Below are 18,973 nucleotides of genomic sequence, written 5' to 3'. Positions count from 1 at the left end.
TGCCTGGCACAGAGGATTCAATGAGCGAAAAAAGGGATCTAGTCACTTATTGTAACTAAATACTTCTTAAATAATTAAACGCCGAAAAAATAAACACACTTTACCGATACACACAAAAATAATAATAAGTGCAGTTATCATCGCAAAAGAGATTACTGTCACTTTCACATATTTCTGAGTTACCGTATTCTCATGGTTTCTTTTTATTTATAAGGAATACCCCTGTGCGACAACGGACTATTGTATGCCCTTTGATTCAAAATGATGGTGCTTATTTGCTGTGCAAAATGGCCGACGATCGCGGCGTTTTCCCCGGTCAATGGGCGCTTTCGGGTGGCGGCGTGGAGTCTGGCGAACGAATTGAAGAGGCACTACGCCGCGAAATTCGCGAAGAACTGGGAGAACAGCTGCTTTTGACAGAAATCACGCCGTGGACCTTCAGCGATGATATTCGCACCAAGACGTATGCAGATGGTCGCAAGGAAGAGATTTATATGATTTACCTGATTTTTGACTGCGTTTCTGCCAACCGAGAAGTGAAAATAAACGAAGAGTTTCAGGACTACGCGTGGGTAAAACCTGAAGATCTGGTGCATTATGATTTAAATGTTGCCACCCGAAAAACGTTACGTTTGAAAGGTCTTCTTTAACAATGATGACAGCCATCACTGGCTGTCAGATTGAAAATTTAGTGGTTAACGAATTCCCCATCCAGATAAACTTTGCCTTTTTCCACATGCATGACTAAACCATCCAGATAATCAGGTTTAAATGTCGCATCACGCTTATTTTTAGCAATATATGTCAGGCAATGATTATGGGTGAAAATAACGATATTTTTATCAGGCGCTTTGCTTTGTAAGTCCTTAATTGCACTATAAATCTCATTACCGCACTGAAGAAGTCGTTTATCTACCGTCAGTTTTTTACCCGCGGAAAACCAGGTCGCCGACTGAATGGTCCGGACGGTATTACTGGAATAAAGATCGAAATCAGGGATGTCAGCGCTAAAAGCGTTGCCCAGTTCACGGGCATCCTGGGTACCTTTAACCGTAATACCTGTTTTATCTGACAAGCATTGATTGGTTGAACGATCGCAACGTTCAGCATGGCGAAACAAAACGACAACCGGGTGCTGCTGTGCCAGTCTGGCCAATGTTTTATTGTCGATACGTGGCAAACCATTGCTACTCCAGGCGGCATGAGTACCCAGTCCGGCAATTGCAGCGAGCGCCAGTAAAATGATGAAATATTTTTTTGACTTCAATGATGAGCGGCAAAAAGCTAACACGTAAACTCCACCTATAGACAAGCGCAACCAGACAATTACCGTGAAATTGAGCGACATTTCTGGCGATAATTAGCAGTTGGTGTAATATTAAAAATCCTACGATGTCGGCAAAATGCCTCAAAATTTTGCCAAATGCAAAGCCTAAATAAGAAAAAATATAAAAATTTCAATATTTACGTCTAATATTAGTTTCTTAAGGTTAAGTTAATATTCTATCCTTAAAATTTCGCTCCAAATGGCAAAATATACACAACACTCTTTATAGCAAATATAAGTGGACAGGTATTCAATGGCGGAAGGAAAAGCAATGTCAGAATTTTTGCCTTTTTCGCGACCAGCAATGGGCGTGGAGGAACTCGCTGCAGTTAAAGAGGTTCTCGAATCCGGTTGGATCACAACCGGTCCGAAGAATCAGGCGCTTGAGCAAGCCTTTTGCCAGTTGACGGGAAATCAGCATGCCATCGCGGTCAGTTCAGCCACCGCCGGAATGCATATCACGCTAATGGCGTTGGAAATTGGCAAGGGCGATGAAGTGATTACGCCTTCCCTGACCTGGGTTTCAACCCTCAATATGATTTCCTTGTTGGGTGCAACGCCGGTAATGGTGGATGTCGACCGCGATACGCTGATGGTCACGCCTGAAGCGATCGAGTCAGCCATTACGCCACGCACTAAAGCCATCATTCCGGTGCATTATGCCGGTGCGCCAGCAGATATTGACGCCATTCGCGCCATTGGCGAACGTTACGGCATCGCAGTTATCGAAGATGCTGCCCATGCCGTCGGTACGTATTACAAAGGGCGACATATTGGCGCAAAAGGTACCGCTATTTTTTCATTTCATGCCATTAAAAATATTACCTGTGCGGAAGGTGGCCTGATTGTAACTGATAATGAAAACCTTGCCCGCCAGCTACGGATGCTGAAATTTCACGGTCTGGGTGTCGATGCCTATGACAGACAAACCTGGGGCCGTGCACCGCAGGCTGAAGTCTTAACACCGGGCTATAAGTACAATCTGACCGATATTAACGCCGCGATTGCCCTGACACAGTTAGCAAAATTAGAGCACCTCAACACCCGTCGGCGCGAAATTGCCCAGCAATATCAGCAAGCACTGGCAGCTCTCCCCTTTCAGCCATTAAGCCTTCCCGCCTGGCCGCACGTTCACGCCTGGCATCTGTTTATTATTCGTGTCGATGAACAACGTTGTGGTATCAGTCGCGATGCGTTGATGGAAGCGTTAAAAGAAAGAGGCATTGGTACCGGGTTACATTTCCGCGCCGCTCACACACAAAAATATTATCGCGAGCGTTTTCCCACGCTGTCGTTACCGAATACCGAATGGAATAGCGAACGCATCTGTTCTTTGCCGCTGTTCCCGGATATGACTACCGCCGATGCCGACCGTGTCATCACAGCCCTTCAGCAACTCGCAGGACAATAAGCCATGTTTGAAATCCACCCTGTTAAGAAAGTCTCGGTGGTTATTCCCGTTTATAACGAGCAGGAAAGCTTACCGGAATTAATCAGGCGCACCACCACAGCCTGTGAATCGTTGGGGAAAGAGTATGAGATCCTGCTGATTGATGACGGCAGTAGCGATAATTCCGCGCATATGCTGGTCGAAGCCTCACAAGCGGAGAACAGCCATATTGTGTCTATTTTGCTTAACCGCAATTACGGGCAACATTCAGCGATTATGGCGGGATTCAGTCACGTTACTGGCGACTTAATTATTACCCTTGATGCCGATCTCCAGAATCCGCCAGAAGAAATCCCCCGCCTGGTGGCAAAAGCCGATGAAGGTTACGACGTGGTAGGGACTGTACGCCAGAACCGCCAGGACAGCTGGTTTCGTAAAACAGCTTCGAAGATGATTAACAGGCTTATTCAGCGCACCACCGGCAAAGCGATGGGTGACTACGGTTGTATGCTGCGCGCCTATCGCCGTCATATTGTCGATGCGATGTTGCACTGCCATGAACGTAGCACCTTTATCCCGATTCTGGCGAATATCTTCGCCCGCCGTGCCATTGAAATTCCAGTACATCATGCCGAGCGTGAGTTTGGTGAATCCAAATACAGTTTTATGCGCCTGATTAATTTGATGTACGACCTGGTGACCTGCCTTACCACAACGCCGCTACGTATGCTGAGTCTGCTCGGCAGCATTATTGCGATTGGAGGTTTTAGCATTGCGGTGCTGCTGGTGATTTTACGCCTGACCTTCGGACCACAATGGGCGGCAGAAGGCGTCTTTATGCTATTTGCCGTGCTGTTTACTTTTATTGGCGCTCAGTTTATCGGCATGGGATTGCTCGGTGAATATATCGGCAGGATCTACACCGATGTCCGCGCCCGCCCCCGCTATTTTGTTCAGCAAGTTATCCGTCCATCCAGCAAGGAAAATGAATAATGAAAACCGTCGTTTTTGCCTACCACGATATGGGATGCCTCGGTATTGAAGCTCTGCTGGCTGCCGGTTACGAAATTAGCGCCATTTTTACCCATACCGATAATCCCGCTGAAAAAGCCTTTTATGGTTCGGTGGCTCGTCTGGCGGCGGAAAGAGGCATTCCAGTTTATGCGCCGGATAACGTTAATCATCCGCTGTGGGTGGAACGCATTGCCCAACTCTCACCAGAGGTGATTTTCTCTTTTTATTATCGCCATCTTATTTGCGACGAGATTTTGCAGCTCGCTCCCGCAGGTGCATTTAATCTGCACGGTTCGCTGTTACCAAAATATCGTGGTCGCGCGCCGCTGAACTGGGTGCTGGTGAACGGTGAAACGGAAACGGGCGTTACATTGCACCGAATGGTAAAACGTGCCGATGCTGGGGCCATTGTGGCGCAACTGCGCGTTGCCATTGCGCCAGACGATATCGCTATTACGCTGCATCATAAATTGTGCCATGCCGCGCGCCAGCTACTGGAACAGACATTACCCGCCATTAAACACGGTAATATTCTGGAAATTGCCCAGCGCGAAAACGAAGCCACCTGTTTTGGTCACAGAACGCCAGATGACAGTTTCCTTGAATGGCATAAACCGGCATCCGTACTGCACAACATGGTACGTGCCGTTGCCGATCCGTGGCCGGGTGCCTTCAGCTATGTTGGCAATCAGAAATTCACCGTCTGGTCGTCGCGTGTTCATCCTCATGCCAGCAAAGCACAGCCGGGGAGCGTGATTTCTGTTGCGCCACTGCTGATTGCCTGTGGCGATGGCGCGCTGGAAATCGTCACCGGACAGGCGGGCGACGGCATTACTATGCAGGGCTCGCAATTAGCGCAGATGCTGGGCCTGGTGCAAGGTTCACGCTTGAATAGCCAGCCTGCCTGCACCGCCCGACGCCGTACCCGGGTACTCATCCTCGGGGTGAATGGCTTTATTGGCAACCATCTGACAGAACGCCTGCTGCGCGAAGATCATTATGAAGTTTACGGTCTGGATATTGGCAGCGATGCGATAAGCCGTTTTCTGAATCATCCGCATTTTCACTTTGTCGAAGGCGATATCAGTATTCATTCCGAATGGATTGAGTATCACGTCAAAAAATGTGATGTCGTCTTGCCGCTGGTGGCGATAGCCACGCCGATTGAATATACCCGCAACCCGCTGCGCGTATTTGAACTCGATTTTGAAGAGAATCTGCGCATTATCCGCTACTGCGTTAAGTACCGTAAGCGAATCATCTTCCCGTCAACTTCAGAAGTTTATGGGATGTGTAGCGATAAATACTTCGATGAGGACCATTCTAATTTAATCGTCGGCCCGGTGAATAAACCACGCTGGATTTATTCGGTGTCAAAACAATTACTTGATCGGGTGATCTGGGCCTATGGCGAAAAAGAGGGTTTACAGTTCACCCTCTTCCGCCCGTTTAACTGGATGGGACCACGACTGGATAACCTTAATGCAGCGCGAATTGGCAGCTCCCGCGCTATTACGCAACTCATTCTCAATCTGGTAGAAGGTTCACCAATTAAGCTAATTGATGGCGGAAAACAAAAACGCTGCTTTACTGATATCCGGGACGGTATCGAGGCGTTGTACCGCATTATCGAAAATGCGGGAAATCGCTGCGACGGCGAAATTATCAACATTGGCAATCCTGAGAACGAAGCGAGCATTGAGGAACTGGGCGAGATGCTGCTGGCGAGCTTCGAAAAACATCCGCTGCGCCATCACTTCCCACCGTTTGCGGGCTTTCGTGTTGTCGAAAGTAGCAGCTACTACGGCAAAGGATATCAGGACGTAGAGCATCGTAAACCGAGCATCCGCAATGCCCGCCGCTGCCTGGACTGGGAACCGAAAATTGATATGCAGGAAACCATCGACGAAACGCTGGATTTCTTCCTGCGCACCGTTGATCTTACGGATAAACCATCATGACCAAAGTCGGCTTACGCATTGATGTCGATACCTTTCGTGGCACCCGTGAAGGCGTGCCACGTCTGCTGGAAATCTTGAGTAAGCATAATATTCAGGCCAGCATTTTTTTCAGCGTCGGCCCGGACAATATGGGCCGCCATCTCTGGCGACTGGTGAAGCCACAGTTTTTGTGGAAGATGCTGCGCTCAAACGCGGCATCGCTTTATGGCTGGGATATTTTACTGGCAGGTACGGCCTGGCCAGGTAAAGAGATTGGTCATGCCAATGCCGATATCATTCGTGAAGCGGCTAAACATCACGAAGTCGGCCTGCACGCCTGGGATCACCATGCCTGGCAAGCCCGTAGCGGTAACTGGGATCGGCAAACAATGATCGACGATATTGCACGCGGTCTTCGCACTCTGGAAGAGATTATCGGTCAACCGGTAACCTGTTCTGCCGCTGCGGGCTGGCGTGCCGACCAGAAGGTGATCGAAGCAAAAGAAGCGTTCCATTTGCGCTACAACAGCGATTGTCGTGGGGCCATGCCGTTCCGTCCACTGCTCGAATCAGGAAACCCTGGCACTGCGCAAATTCCGGTGACCTTACCCACCTGGGATGAAGTGATTGGTCGGGATGTGAAAGCAGAAGATTTTAACGGTTGGTTACTCAACCGCATCCTGCGAGATAAAGGCACGCCGGTTTATACCATTCATGCAGAAGTTGAAGGCTGCGCTTATCAGCATAATTTTGTGGATCTCCTCAAACGCGCAGCTCAGGAAGGCGTGACATTTTGCCCTTTAAGCGAACTGTTATCAGAGACGTTGCCGCTCGGACAAGTTGTTCGCGGAAATATTGCCGGACGTGAAGGCTGGCTGGGTTGCCAACAAATTGCGGGTAGTCGCTGATGAAATCGGTACGTTACCTTATCGGCCTCTTCGCGTTTATTGCCTGCTATTACCTGTTACCGATCAGCACGCGTCTGCTCTGGCAACCCGATGAAACGCGTTATGCGGAAATCAGTCGAGAAATGCTGGCATCCGGCGACTGGATTGTGCCCCATCTGTTAGGGCTACGTTATTTCGAAAAACCCATTGCCGGATACTGGATTAACAGCATTGGGCAATGGCTATTTGGCGCGAATAACTTTGGTGTGCGGGCAGGCGTTATCTTTGCGACCCTGTTAACTGCCGCGCTGGTGACCTGGTTTACTCTGCGCTTATGGCGCGATAAACGTCTGGCTCTACTCGCCACAGTAATTTATCTCTCATTGTTTATTGTCTATGCCATCGGCACTTATGCCGTGCTCGATCCGTTTATTGCATTCTGGCTGGTGGCGGGAATGTGCAGCTTCTGGCTGGCAATGCAGGCACAGACGTGGAAAGGCAAAAGCGCAGGATTTTTACTGCTGGGAATCACCTGCGGCATGGGGGTGATGACCAAAGGTTTTCTCGCCCTTGCCGTGCCGGTATTAAGCGTGCTGCCATGGGTAGCGACGCAAAAACGCTGGAAAGATCTCTTTATTTACGGCTGGCTGGCGGTTATCAGTTGCGTACTGACGGTTCTCCCCTGGGGACTGGCGATAGCGCAGCGGGAGCCTGACTTCTGGCACTATTTTTTCTGGGTTGAGCATATTCAACGCTTTGCACTGGATGATGCCCAACATAGAGCTCCGTTCTGGTACTACGTGCCGGTCATCATTGCCGGTAGCCTGCCGTGGCTGGGATTACTCCCCGGTGCACTGTACACAGGCTGGAAAAACCGCAAGCATTCCGCAACCGTCTATTTGTTGAGCTGGACGATAATGCCGCTGCTGTTTTTCTCCGTCGCTAAAGGTAAATTGCCCACCTATATTCTTTCCTGCTTTGCATCTCTGGCAATGCTGATGGCGCATTACGCTTTGCTGGCAGCAAAAAATAATCCTCTGGCGCTGCGGATTAATGGCTGGATTAACATCGCTTTTGGCTTCACTGGCATTATTGCCACATTTGTGGTCTCCCCGTGGGGACCAATGAACACGCCGGTGTGGCAAACCTTCGAGAGCTATAAAGTCTTTTGTGCCTGGTCGATTTTTTCGCTATGGGCATTTTTCGGCTGGTACACCTTAACAAACGTCGAAAAGACCTGGTCTTTTGCCGCGCTTTGCCCGCTGGGGCTGGCGTTGCTGGTAGGATTTTCAATTCCTGACAGAGTCATGGAAGGAAAACATCCGCAATTTTTTGTCGAGATGACACAAGAATCACTTCAGCCAAGCCGCTATATTCTTACTGATAGCGTCGGTGTTGCCGCAGGTCTGGCATGGAGCCTGCAACGCGATGACATCATCATGTATCGCCAGACAGGTGAGTTGAAATACGGCCTTAATTATCCGGATGCGAAAGGGAGATTTGTCAGCGGTGATGAGTTCGCAAACTGGCTTAATCAACATCGTCAGGAGGGGATTATTACACTCGTGCTTTCGGTTGACCGCGATGAAGATATCAACAGTCTCGCCATTCCGCCCGCAGATGCCATCGATCGTCAGGAGCGTCTGGTGCTGATTCAGTATCGTCCCAAATGATCTGGCTAACATTAGTCTTTGCCAGCTTGCTTAGCGTTGCCGGGCAGTTGTGTCAGAAACAGGCAACCTGCTTTGTGGCGATAAACAAACGGCGCAAACATATCGTGCTGTGGCTGGGACTGGCGCTGGCTTGTCTTGGTCTTGCCATGGTGCTCTGGCTGCTGGTCTTGCAGAACGTACCGGTAGGCATTGCCTACCCGATGTTAAGTCTGAATTTTGTCTGGGTGACGCTGGCTGCAGTAAAACTGTGGCACGAACCGGTATCGCCGCGTCACTGGTGTGGGGTGGCGTTCATTATTGGCGGCATTGTGATCCTCGGGAGTACGGTGTAATGGGCCTGATGTGGGGATTATTCAGCGTCATTATTGCCTCAGTTGCGCAATTAAGCCTGGGTTTTGCGGCGAGTCATCTGCCGCCGATGACGCACTTATGGGATTTTATCGCGGCTCTGTTAGCTTTTGGCCTGGATGCCCGGATACTGTTACTCGGGCTGCTGGGTTATCTGCTTTCCGTTTTTTGTTGGTATAAAACGCTACATAAACTTGCGCTAAGCAAAGCCTATGCCTTGCTCAGTATGAGTTATGTGCTGGTATGGATTGCTTCAATGGTACTTCCCGGCTGGGAAGGGACTTTTTCGCTGAAAGCACTACTGGGAGTAGCCTGTATTATGAGCGGGTTGATGCTGATTTTCCTGCCCACGACAAAACAACGTTACTGAGTTTTCCCTGCCACTTTACACTGCCGTTCCCACTCATCGGGGCTATAACTGCTTGCCGAGAGGACTTTCACCGTATGCAGCTTTTCACGATTAATACAATAAAGCGCATTCTGCAAAGGCGAGAGTAAATCCCCCACTTTCACGGCGAAGTCACTCTTCACTTCGGCGATCATTTTTATCGCGCCGCCAGCATCGCAGAGCATAAGTACATGTCTGTTATCTTGTTTATTGCAGCACGATTTTTTGACCAGCCATTCCATTGCATTATCCTGTTTGCTAAGAGTTTTCACATCAATTTACAGATTAACAGATAAACCTATTATCAACGGCAATGGAATGGCAAAATTGCGAAGTGAAACTAATGATTTCTTAATCCTGGCGTTGCACCCACTCTTTTAACGCCTGACGTGAAATTTTAATACCGCCGTTTTTCAGCTCCGGCGGTAAAGTTAGCCAGCGCACCGGTTGTTGAAAACGAGCCAGCTTATCTTTCACCCATTCGCCAAGATCAACGGTTTGCTGGTCATACTCCACCACCGCTACCGGTCGATGACCAAACTCCTTGTCGGCAACGGGGACGATAAACACCTGCAAAACCGCAGGATGTGCAGCAATTACGCGCTCGACTTCTTCCGGCTGAATACCCTCTCCGCCACTGAAGAACAGATTGTCTAAACGTCCGACAATGGTCAGCTTGCCATTATGCATCTCACCGCGATCGCGCGTAGCGTACCAGCCTTCGTCATTAACCAGTGAAACCAGTTGCCCGTTACGCCAGTAACCTTCTGCCATACTGGCAGCCCGCAGCCACACTTCATTATTAACGATTTTCACTTCCCGACCCGGCAGCGGCGAACCAACGTCTGCCAGGCCGTCGGCTTCTTTCGCACACACCGTGGAGGCAAACTCGGTCAGACCATAGCCGCAAAAGCAACGAATCCCCTGCTCGCGCGCCTGTTCCGTCAACTCGACCGGGATAGCCGCGCCGCCAAGTAACACCGCTTTCAGGGAAACGGAACTGCGGTTAACCAGCAAACGCCAGAGTTGTGTTGGCACCAGTGAAGCGTGAGTACAGCCTGCCAGCATTTGCTCCAATGGCTGTTTATCACGCACCGTCATCCGCGCACCAGCGTATAACCAGCGCCACATAATTCCCTGACCGGAGACGTGAAACAGCGGTAAAGAGAGCAACCAGTCATCGTGATCGCCAAACGGAATCAGCGATAACACACCTTGCGCACTGGCAAGATGGGCCTGATAAGTATGGACAGCGGCTTTCGGCAAACCGGTAGAACCCGAGGTCAACGTCATTGAGCACAGACGCGTCGGCTGCCACGTAGCGGCATGTGCGCCTTCAACCCGCTGAATGTGCAGCGACGTTAATGCCGGAAACGTGTTTTCCCCATCCGGCACCAGCGCAAATTGCAGCGTCAGATTGGGCAGCAATTCTTCAAGCAACGGTTGCGGCAGCTGAGGGTTCACGGGCAACACCTGCGCCCCGCATTGCAGTAACGCCAGCCAGGCGAGCAGCGTTTGCGGCGTATTCCACGCCCGCAACATCACGCCGCTGCCCTCAACCACACCCTGCGCCGCAAAGCCCGTAGCTAACTCATCGACGCGAGCACAAAGCTCGCGCCAGTTGAGTTGCTCGTCATTAAGACGTAAGGCGATGGCTTCTCCCCGCACTTGCCGCCAGTGACGCCACGGCCAGTCAGAGAAGATCATAACAACTGCTCCAGTACATCAGCGTCCACTAACGGCAGTGGGCTCCCCGGCCAGCGACGAACCTGCTGCGCCTGCATCAGATCCAGCGTGTCCAGTCCCGGAATGGTGTCTGGCGTTAACCAGGCAGCAATCCGCGCCAGTTGCGTTAGACCTAAGCTCGACTCAATGGAAGAACTGATCACCGCCGTCAGCCCCAGCGCATGCGCCGCCTGTACCTGCTCGCGTACTTTTTCCAGACTGCCCGTGAGCGTGGGTTTGATAACTACCGCGCGCACGCCCTCTTCAGCCACAAAGGCAAAATCCGGCTCGCGCAGGCTTTCATCCCAGGCAATGGCAATGCCGGTTTCACGGGCAAACGCTCGCGAATCATCGCGGGTTTTGCACGGCTCTTCGAGAAACGCGATGCGGTGGCGATAATCCGGGTTAACATATTTGGCAAACTGCTGACCTTTCAGCGGTGTCCAGGCGCGATTTGCGTCAAGACGCAAATGCAGATCCGGAATTGCCTCCAGCAACAGATTAACCACCATGCCGTCGCGCACGGCTTCGTACAATCCCACTTTGACCTTCGCCACTTTCTCGCCTGGCATATCAGCAAGTTTGAGGATCAGATCGTCAGGATCGCCATTACACAGTGGTGCCGCACGGTAATTGGCCGCCTGCGGGAGCGTATCTGCCAGCTCCGCCAATGCACAGCTTACGCCAAAGGCAACGGAAGGCATCTGCGGTAGCTCGCCATCGCCTGCCAGCCAGTTATTTACCCAAGCAAGCAGCACAATTTGCGCCTCTTCCCAGGTTTCCTGACTGAAGCCCGGCAGTGGGGAGATCTCCCCCCACCCTTCGCGCTCGCCTTCACGCAGGCAAACATACAGCCCGTCGCGGGTTTTTAACCGCCTGTCGCGCAGAACCATCCCCGCGTCCATGGGGATCTGCCAGCGGTATACCTGCGCGCTACGCATTACGGATTCCGTTTAAATTTGCTGAAATCAGGCTGACGTTTCTGGTTGAAAGCGTTGCGACCTTCCTGACCTTCTTCCGTCATGTAGAACAGCATGGTGGCGTTGCCCGCCAGCTCCTGCAGACCCGCCTGACCGTCACAGTCGGCGTTCAGCGCAGCTTTCAGGCAGCGCAGCGCCATCGGGCTGTTTTGCAGCATTTCGCGGCACCAACGGACGGTTTCTTTTTCCAGATCCGCCAGCGGTACCACGGTGTTGACAAGGCCCATATCCAGCGCCTGTTTTGCATCGTACTGACGGCACAGGAACCAGATTTCACGCGCTTTTTTCTGTCCGACGATGCGAGCCATGTAGGAAGCGCCCCAGCCGCCGTCGAAGGAACCGACTTTCGGGCCAGTCTGACCGAAGATGGCATTATCTGCCGCGATAGTCAGGTCGCACATCATGTGCAGAACGTGACCACCGCCGATGGAGTAGCCAGCCACCATCGCGACAACCGGTTTCGGACAGGTACGGATCTGACGCTGGAAGTCCAGCACGTTCAGGTGATGTACGCCGGAATCATCTTTATAGCCGCCGTAATCACCACGCACTTTCTGGTCACCACCGGAGCAGAACGCTTTATCGCCTGCGCCAGTCAGAATGATCACGCCGACGTTGTCGTCATAACGCGCATCTGCCAGTGCCTGGATCATCTCTTTTACCGTCAGAGGACGGAAGGCATTGCGCACCTGCGGACGATTAATGGTGATTTTTGCGATACCGTCGGTGGATTTTTCATAACGAATGTCCTCAAAACCTTCGGAGCAGTCGTGCCATTCAACCGGTGCGTAAAGCATTGCTTCATCAGGATAAATCATATTGTGTCCTTTAGTCAGAAACGCAAGATCTGCGCCAGACTTGCGATAACGCCAGCGGGATTTTCCCGATGCGCGTTATGTCCGGCGCGAGGAATGACATGGCAGTCGGCAGCCAGTTCCGCCGCCAAGGCGCGGAATTTGCTGTCACGTTCACCACATAAATAATAAAACGCAAATGTGCGGGCGCTAAGGTTAGCACGTAAATCAGGCTGGACGGCGAGAGAAGTCGCCTCCAGCATGGCGGCAAGGGTTGCGCCATTATTGTTACTGCGCAGCGCCACCAGCTCCCGGCGTTGATCGTCATTGAGCGAGGCAAAAACAGGCTGTTGATACCAGTCGGCAAATACCGCCGTTAACGGTTCTGTGCGAAAACGCTGCGCCCATTGGCGATCGGAACGCTGACGTTCCGCGCGTTGTTCAGCATTTTGCAACCCAGGATGCCCGCCTTCGACAACAACCCCACAAAGCCCCGGCATCCCCTGGCAAGCCGCCATCATCGCCACCCGTCCCCCAAGCGAGTACCCCACCAACCAGAAGTTAAGGATGTTGTAACTAACCAGGGTTTTACGCAGTAAGTCGGTGACATCATCAAATCCATCGACGCTAATCGCCGCCGAACCACCGTGACCTGGGAGATAAACATACAACCGTGAGTAGTCGGCAAACGCCTCGCCCACTTCTTGCCATTCGTGGCAATCGCCGGAAAAACCGTGCAAAAACACCAGCCAGGGTAAACCTGGTTTGCCGTGTTTTGCCTGCGCGTGCAGGATCATAAATGGCTTACCTGCGCCAGAAGTTGCTGGAGCGTTTGCGCACCATCGGTGTCGTTAACCACCATTTCAATTACCGTGGTGGTTGGCGTGCGCCAGGCATCGGCAAGTGCCGTTTCAAGTTCCTGCCAGTTTTGCGGACGATGATATTTCAGCTCGAACATCGCGGCGGCGTGCTCAAAATGGACGTTTTGCGGCATCAGATAGAAACGCTCGCGCTCGCTTTTCGGCGTTGGCAGCAGCGAGAAAATTTGCCCGCCGTTGTTGTTCACCACAATTAATATCAGCGGCGCGGAAACCTGACGCAATAACGCCAGCGCGTTGAGATCGTAAAGTGCGGAGAGATCGCCCACAATCGCCAGCGTCGGTTTGCCGCTTGCCCGCTGAACGCCGGCGGCAGTCGAGAGCAGCCCGTCGATACCGCTGGCCCCACGGTTGCTGTACACCGGGTAACCTGCCGGAAGTTGCGAAAGCGCATCAATCAGACGTACCACCAGGCTGTTACCGACAAACAATTGCCCCTGTTCAGGCAGATAGTCGCTGATGCGATGCGCCAGTTGCGCTTCGCCAAACGCATCGCGACGGGCAATAACCGCCTGCATTGCCTGTTCCGCCAGGCGCGGGATTTCAACGCACCAGGGCTGGCGTTTTTCTGCCGGATGCAGCTCCAGCCAGTCGGCAATATTGGCAATTAAGCGGCGTCCACGATGGTGCGCCGGATCAAGCCGCCCTTCGATGTCATCCACAATCCAGTACTCTTCGGGTTCACAGCTTGCCTGCCATTGCAGGAGCCGTTTGCCCGTCAGGCTGCTTCCCAGTTGCACCACAATTTGCGCCTGTTGCAGTTCGCTGGTCGCTTTGGCATTGCCTAACCAGAGATCGGCACACGGCAGCGGCTGTCCGGTTTGCGACAGCACGTCGCCAATCAGCGGCCAGCCAAGAGTTTGCGCCCACAGTGCAACTTTTTTGCCCTCTTCCGCACTCATGCGCCCGGCAACCACCACGCCGCGTTTTTGTCGCCAGAAGAACCAGTCGCGCTGTTTTTCACTTTCCAGACGAGGCGCTTCACGCAGCCACGGTTTGTCGTCCTGCCACCAGTCGCCCAGCCGCTGTTGCCAGCTAAGCCCGGTGTCGTCCATTTCGCCATACAGCGGTTCGGCAAACGGGCAGTTGATATGGACTCCACCAGAATGAAGCGTACCGAGAGCATGGTCGATGGTAGAAACCAGCCAACGTGCGGGGATATCCTGGGTCGGGCGCGGCAATGAAATACTGTGCGTGGGGTGAGAGGCGAACATTCCCGGCTGACGAATCGCCTGATTCGCGCCGCAGTCAATCAGCTCCGGCGGGCGATCGGCGGTTAACAGGATCAGTTTTTCTCCGGTTAACCCAGCTTCAATCAGTGCCGGATAGAGATTTGCTACCGCCGTACCGGAGGTCACAATCACCGCCACCGGCTGCTTGCTGACTTTCGCCAGCCCCAGCGCCAGATGCCCCAACCCACGCTCATCGAAATGGGTGTGGTGAATGAATGCGGAATTCTCCGCCGCCGCTAACGTTAACGGTGTAGAACGCGAGCCAGGGGCGATACAGATGTGTCTGACGCCGTGACGCGTTAATGCTTCCAGAATGACCGCCGCCCAGCGTCGGTTAAATGCGCTTACTGACATGAGTTTGTCCGGTATCAATATTGCGGCTAAGTATAAGGAGCTACAAAAATAGATTATTGATATGAATCGGTAATGATGCGACTCATTACTATTCCATCTGTAATAAAGTACGCAGCCCTGCCGCTTTGTTGTCGATTTCCTGCCACTCTTGCTCGGGGTCGGAACCACGGACAATGCCCGCGCCAGCATATAATCGCACGACATTGCCGCTAATTTTTGCTGAGCGCAGGGAAACGCAGAATTCGCTTTGCTGTAATGAGAGATAGCCCGCAGAACCGGCGTACCATTCTCGGGTGAACGGTTCGTGACGGGCGATAAACTGTCGCGCCAGATCGCGCGGTAAGCCAGCAACTGCTGCCGTTGGCTGCAACTGATGTAAACAGATCACATTATCCGCTTTGTTGAGTGAAGTCCAGATACAGCGGCGAAGATGCTGCACTTTACGCAGACGCAGTACCTGCGGCGGTAAAACATCCAGCGTCTGGGTATCGGCCTGTAACCGTTGGCAGATATCTTCCACCACCAGCATATTCTCGCGCTGGTTTTTATCATCCGCCATCAGCCACTCACCTAACTGCTGCGCCTGCTTATCATCAGGATGATTTGCTACCGTTCCCGCCAGCGCTTCAGTACGCAGCGCTTTGTCACGCCGCCGCCATAACCGTTCCGGTGAAGAGCCAAGAAAAGCATTTTCGCCATCAAAGGCCATGTAAAAATGGTAGCAATTCAGATTCAGTCGACGACTGGCAGCCATCATCGCCGCCGCGTTGACCGGACTTGCGAAATGCAGGTCAGTTGCCCGAGCGAGCACCACTTTGTCGAGCTCACCTTCGGCGATGGTTTTCGTTGCCAGTTCGATTAATTGCGTCCAGCCCGTTTTGTCCGGCCAGTGTTGTTCTCGCGTGGTGGTTAAATGTAACCCAGGCAAGGGCTTGATACTCACCAGTGTGGCGATAAATTCTCTTGCCTTAATCGCATCGTGCTGAAGGGAGCTTTCGCTGAATAGCGTCAGCCGCAGCGTGGCTTTACCGCCACAGCGTCGCCATTCCAGGCGTGGTAAAAGTAAATTGCCCTGCGACGGGTCAAACGCATTCAGCCCCCAAATGCGTAAGTCGGCGTGTTCCGGGTGCTGGCGAAGAAAACGTTGTGCCTGGTCCAACGACGTAAAACGGGTAATCGCGCCCAGGACGGCAGCTTCTTCATCACCATTACGTTGTTGCCAGTAGAATTGCGGGTATGTTTGCTGACTGGCCAGCCAGCTCAAGGCATCAAAAGCGTCTTTGAGAGGGAAAGGAATATCGATAACCCGAATGCCGGGTGTCGCCGGAATCTCTTGCGACAAATGGCGCAGTAGATTTTCCAGCGCCGTAGTAAGTGATTGCACGCGGACCTCTCCCTGTTAAAAGCCTCACATTATACGGGGTACTACAAAAAAAATGCAGTACCCCGGTGTAGGGAGGTTTTAACGGCGTGCCAGCAACAGTCCTAGTACCAGCCCAACGGCCGCGCCCACACCAATTCCTTGCCAGGGTTTTTCGTGGACGTAGTCATCAGCACGATAAACTGCCTGCTTCGCCCGATAGTAATAACTGTCTGAAGCCTGGCTAACCCGTTTTTTTCACATCATCCAGCGCTTTTTCTGCACGCGCTTTCAGCTCAACATATTTCTGATCGGCGGGATCGCCAGAGGAGCGGAGCACCTCTTCCAGTGTTTCACTAAGCAGCGTCAGGTCGTCATCGATACGTGTATCACCAAACTGATTAGACATTCTCGTTCTCCATTTGCGTAAAACCTGTCACTAACTATAGACAAGGGTTGTTGATTACGCCTGAATTACCTCGCGTGCCATCCCAATGTGTGGGATACCATCTTCTTCATAGACCTCCGTCACAGGGATAAAACCGAAACTCTGGTAGAAGTTTTGCAGATGCGCCTGCGCCCCGAGGTAAACAGGCTTATCAGGCCAGTGATGCGTGCAGGTGTCGAGGGTTTTACTCATCAGTTGCTGCCCCACTTTTTCGCCACGCAACGCTTCACTGACAATCACCCGACCAATAACGACCGGCTCAAGATCATCATCACTTTTCAGAATCCTCGCATATGCCACCAGTTCATCATTTTTCCAACCGAGAATATGGCGATTATCCCCCGTCAAATCATCACCATCGATATCCTGATAAGGGCAATTCTGCTCGACAACAAACACCGCGCAACGCAGTTGTAATAAGGCATAAAGCTGGGAAACCGATAATTCAGAGTGATGCAGATCTTGCCATTCAATCATAATGCTCTCCTTTTAGATGTATGCCTTATACTAGCCGGAATATTTTTTGAAACGTGATGAACTCATGGAATTAATTTTTTTAGGTACTTCAGCCGGTGTGCCAACCCGCACGCGCAATGTCACGGCAATATTGCTTAACCTGCAACATCCGACCCAGAGCGGACTTTGGTTGTTTGACTGCGGTGAAGGCACCCAGCATCAGCTACTGCATACCGCCTTTAACCCTGGGAAACTGGACAAGATTTTTATCAGTCACCTTCATGGCGATCATCTCTTTGGTTTACCCGGCTTGCTGTGCAGTCGTTCTATGTCAGGCATTATCCAACCCTTAACGATTTATGGTCCGCAAGGTATCCGTGAATTTGTGGAAACCGCGCTGCGGATTAGCGGCTCATGGACCGATTATCCGCTGGAAATTGTCGAAATTGGCGCTGGCGAAATTCTCGATGATGGCCTGCGCAAAGTGACCGCTTATCCGATGGAACACCCACTGGAATGTTATGGCTATCGTATTGAAGAACATGATAAACCGGGTGCATTAAATGCCCAGGCATTAAAAGCTGCTGGCGTGCCGCCTGGCCCACTGTTTCAGGAATTAAAAGCGGGCAAAACAATCACGCTGGAAGATGGAAGGCAGATTAACGGCGCAGATTACTTAGCTGCTCCAGTGCCAGGTAAAGCGCTCGCTATTTTCGGCGATACCGGCCCCTGCGATGCCGCACTTGACCTGGCTAAAGGTGTCGATGTCATGGTGCACGAAGCGACGCTGGATATAACCATGGAAGCCAAAGCCAATAGTCGCGGCCATAGCTCTACACGCCAGGCTGCGACACTAGCCCGTGAGGCTGGAGTCGGCAAGCTAATCATTACCCACGTCAGCTCGCGCTATGATGACAAAGGTTGTCAACACCTGTTACGTGAATGCAGGTCAATTTTCCCGGCGACTGAACTGGCGAATGATTTCACCGTGTTTAACGTTTAACTCTGCGGTGATGCTGCCAACTTACTGATTTAGTGTATGATGGTGTTTTTGAGGTGCTCCAGTGGCTTCTGTTTCTATCAGCTGTCCCTCCTGTTCAGCTACTGACGGGGTGGTGCGTAACGGCAAAAGCACTGCCGGACATCAGCGCTATCTCTGCTCTCACTGCCGTAAAACATGGCAACTGCAGTTCACTTACACCGCTTCTCAACCCGGTACGCACCAGAAAATCATTGATATGGCCATGAATGGCGTTGGATGCCGGGCAACTGCACGCATTATGGGCGTTGGCCTCAACACGATTTTACGTCACTTAAAAAACTCAGGCCGCAGTCGGTAACCTCGCGCATACAGCCGGGCAGTGACGTCATCGTCTGCGCGGAAATGGACGAACAGTGGGGCTATGTCGGGGCTAAATCGCGCCAGCGCTGGCTGTTTTACGCGTATGACAGTCTCCGGAAGACGGTTGTTGCGCACGTATTCGGTGAACGCACTATGGCGACGCTGGGGCGTCTTATGAGCCTGCTGTCACCCTTTGACGTGGTGATATGGATGACGGATGGCTGGCCGCTGTATGAATCCCGCCTGAAGGGAAAGCTGCACGTAATCAGCAAGCGATATACGCAGCGAATTGAGCGGCATAACCTGAATCTGAGGCAGCACCTGGCACGGCTGGGACGGAAGTCGCTGTCGTTCTCAAAATCGGTGGAGCTGCATGACAAAGTCATCGGGCATTATCTGAACATAAAACACTATCAATAAGTTGGAGTCATTACCCG

19 protein-coding genes and 1 pseudogene are annotated in these 18,973 nt (G+C 52.0%); 10 read left to right on the top strand and 10 right to left on the bottom strand.

The annotated features are described in order from the left end of the window. Positions 1 to 224 precede the first annotated feature (224 nt). Positions 225 to 650, top strand: coding sequence for a nucleoside triphosphatase NudI (gene nudI, locus C1P89_RS02645; protein ID WP_001249889.1), 426 nt, complete (start codon positions 225 to 227; stop codon positions 648 to 650). Between the two features lie 38 nt (positions 651 to 688). On the opposite strand, the gene ais is transcribed toward nudI, so the two are convergent. Beyond that, a complete protein-coding gene (gene ais / locus C1P89_RS02640; RefSeq protein WP_001297077.1) occupies positions 689 to 1,291 on the bottom strand; it encodes a lipopolysaccharide core heptose(II)-phosphate phosphatase Ais in 603 nt (200 codons plus the stop codon). 307 nt (positions 1,292 to 1,598) lie between these two features. Here ais and arnB point away from each other — a divergent pair, with 307 nt between their 5' ends. From arnB to arnF, 7 genes are read left to right on the top strand one after another with little or no spacing between them, the layout of a single operon-like run. After that, positions 1,599 to 2,738, top strand: coding sequence for a UDP-4-amino-4-deoxy-L-arabinose aminotransferase (gene arnB, locus C1P89_RS02635; RefSeq protein WP_001388277.1), 1,140 nt, complete (start codon positions 1,599 to 1,601; stop codon positions 2,736 to 2,738). A gap of 3 nt (positions 2,739 to 2,741) precedes the next feature. Then, positions 2,742 to 3,710 carry an undecaprenyl-phosphate 4-deoxy-4-formamido-L-arabinose transferase gene (arnC, locus tag C1P89_RS02630; protein ID WP_000461657.1) on the top strand — a complete coding sequence of 323 codons (969 nt, stop codon included), beginning with the start codon at positions 2,742 to 2,744 and terminating at the stop codon, positions 3,708 to 3,710. Further along, on the top strand, positions 3,710 to 5,692 hold the full coding sequence (arnA, locus tag C1P89_RS02625; protein WP_000860235.1) for a bifunctional UDP-4-amino-4-deoxy-L-arabinose formyltransferase/UDP-glucuronic acid oxidase ArnA: 1,983 nt from the start codon (positions 3,710 to 3,712) through the stop codon (positions 5,690 to 5,692). The genes arnC and arnA overlap by 1 nt, the downstream gene beginning before the upstream one ends. Continuing rightward, a complete protein-coding gene (gene arnD / locus C1P89_RS02620; protein WP_000169728.1) occupies positions 5,689 to 6,579 on the top strand; it encodes a 4-deoxy-4-formamido-L-arabinose-phosphoundecaprenol deformylase in 891 nt (296 codons plus the stop codon). The genes arnA and arnD overlap by 4 nt, the downstream gene beginning before the upstream one ends. Next, on the top strand, positions 6,579 to 8,231 hold the full coding sequence (gene arnT / locus C1P89_RS02615; protein WP_000844043.1) for a lipid IV(A) 4-amino-4-deoxy-L-arabinosyltransferase: 1,653 nt from the start codon (positions 6,579 to 6,581) through the stop codon (positions 8,229 to 8,231). Before arnD ends, arnT begins: the two co-directional genes overlap by 1 nt. After that, entirely contained in the window at positions 8,228 to 8,563 is a 336-nt protein-coding gene (gene arnE, locus C1P89_RS02610; protein ID WP_000638031.1) for a 4-amino-4-deoxy-L-arabinose-phosphoundecaprenol flippase subunit ArnE, read from the top strand. The genes arnT and arnE overlap by 4 nt, the downstream gene beginning before the upstream one ends. Next, entirely contained in the window at positions 8,563 to 8,949 is a 387-nt protein-coding gene (arnF, locus tag C1P89_RS02605) for a 4-amino-4-deoxy-L-arabinose-phosphoundecaprenol flippase subunit ArnF (protein WP_000523880.1), read from the top strand. The genes arnE and arnF overlap by 1 nt, the downstream gene beginning before the upstream one ends. Here the strand turns inward: arnF and pmrD are convergent. The 9 genes and pseudogenes from pmrD to C1P89_RS02560 all read right to left on the bottom strand — a co-directional run bounded on the left by pmrD (position 8,943) and on the right by C1P89_RS02560 (position 17,215). Next, positions 8,943 to 9,209 (bottom strand): signal transduction protein PmrD, encoded by a 267-nt coding sequence (gene pmrD / locus C1P89_RS02600; protein ID WP_001295285.1) that lies wholly within the window; start codon positions 9,207 to 9,209, stop codon positions 8,943 to 8,945. The genes arnF and pmrD overlap by 7 nt on opposite strands. A 109-nt stretch (positions 9,210 to 9,318) precedes the next feature. Next, entirely contained in the window at positions 9,319 to 10,674 is a 1,356-nt protein-coding gene (gene menE, locus C1P89_RS02595; RefSeq protein ID WP_052973687.1) for an o-succinylbenzoate--CoA ligase, read from the bottom strand. Beyond that, positions 10,671 to 11,633, bottom strand: a complete 963-nt coding sequence (gene menC, locus C1P89_RS02590) for an o-succinylbenzoate synthase (RefSeq protein ID WP_001255542.1) — start codon at positions 11,631 to 11,633, stop codon at positions 10,671 to 10,673. Before menC ends, menE begins: the two co-directional genes overlap by 4 nt. Beyond that, on the bottom strand, positions 11,633 to 12,490 hold the full coding sequence (menB, locus tag C1P89_RS02585; RefSeq protein ID WP_000640002.1) for a 1,4-dihydroxy-2-naphthoyl-CoA synthase: 858 nt from the start codon (positions 12,488 to 12,490) through the stop codon (positions 11,633 to 11,635). The genes menC and menB overlap by 1 nt, the downstream gene beginning before the upstream one ends. 14 nt (positions 12,491 to 12,504) lie before the next feature. Beyond that, positions 12,505 to 13,263, bottom strand: a complete 759-nt coding sequence (menH, locus tag C1P89_RS02580) for a 2-succinyl-6-hydroxy-2,4-cyclohexadiene-1-carboxylate synthase (protein ID WP_000600530.1) — start codon at positions 13,261 to 13,263, stop codon at positions 12,505 to 12,507. Next, positions 13,260 to 14,930, bottom strand: a complete 1,671-nt coding sequence (gene menD / locus C1P89_RS02575; RefSeq protein ID WP_005136690.1) for a 2-succinyl-5-enolpyruvyl-6-hydroxy-3-cyclohexene-1-carboxylic-acid synthase — start codon at positions 14,928 to 14,930, stop codon at positions 13,260 to 13,262. Before menD ends, menH begins: the two co-directional genes overlap by 4 nt. Positions 14,931 to 15,018: 88 nt before the next feature. Next, positions 15,019 to 16,314 carry an isochorismate synthase MenF gene (gene menF / locus C1P89_RS02570; RefSeq protein WP_001191388.1) on the bottom strand — a complete coding sequence of 432 codons (1,296 nt, stop codon included), beginning with the start codon at positions 16,312 to 16,314 and terminating at the stop codon, positions 15,019 to 15,021. 78 nt (positions 16,315 to 16,392) lie between these two features. Further along, positions 16,393 to 16,699: pseudogene (gene elaB / locus C1P89_RS02565) on the bottom strand (stress response protein ElaB). Positions 16,700 to 16,753: 54 nt separating this feature from the next. After that, positions 16,754 to 17,215 carry a GNAT family N-acetyltransferase gene (locus C1P89_RS02560; RefSeq protein ID WP_000574088.1) on the bottom strand — a complete coding sequence of 154 codons (462 nt, stop codon included), beginning with the start codon at positions 17,213 to 17,215 and terminating at the stop codon, positions 16,754 to 16,756. A gap of 64 nt (positions 17,216 to 17,279) precedes the next feature. Here C1P89_RS02560 and rbn point away from each other — a divergent pair, with 64 nt between their 5' ends. Together rbn and C1P89_RS02550 are read left to right on the top strand one after the other, a co-directional pair. After that, positions 17,280 to 18,197 carry a ribonuclease BN gene (rbn, locus tag C1P89_RS02555; RefSeq protein ID WP_001613510.1) on the top strand — a complete coding sequence of 306 codons (918 nt, stop codon included), beginning with the start codon at positions 17,280 to 17,282 and terminating at the stop codon, positions 18,195 to 18,197. A 61-nt stretch (positions 18,198 to 18,258) separates the two neighbouring features. Continuing rightward, a protein-coding gene (locus C1P89_RS02550) for an IS1-like element IS1A family transposase (RefSeq protein ID WP_094096600.1) occupies positions 18,259 to 18,956 on the top strand; the annotation gives its coding sequence in 2 pieces (ribosomal slippage) (positions 18,259 to 18,508 and positions 18,508 to 18,956; 699 coding nt in all). Positions 18,957 to 18,973 lie beyond the last annotated feature (17 nt).

Origin of the sequence: Shigella sonnei (assembly GCF_002950395.1) — a bacterium.
Lineage (GTDB): Bacteria > Pseudomonadota > Gammaproteobacteria > Enterobacterales > Enterobacteriaceae > ECMA0423.
This window is presented reverse-complemented; position numbering and strand designations above follow the sequence as displayed.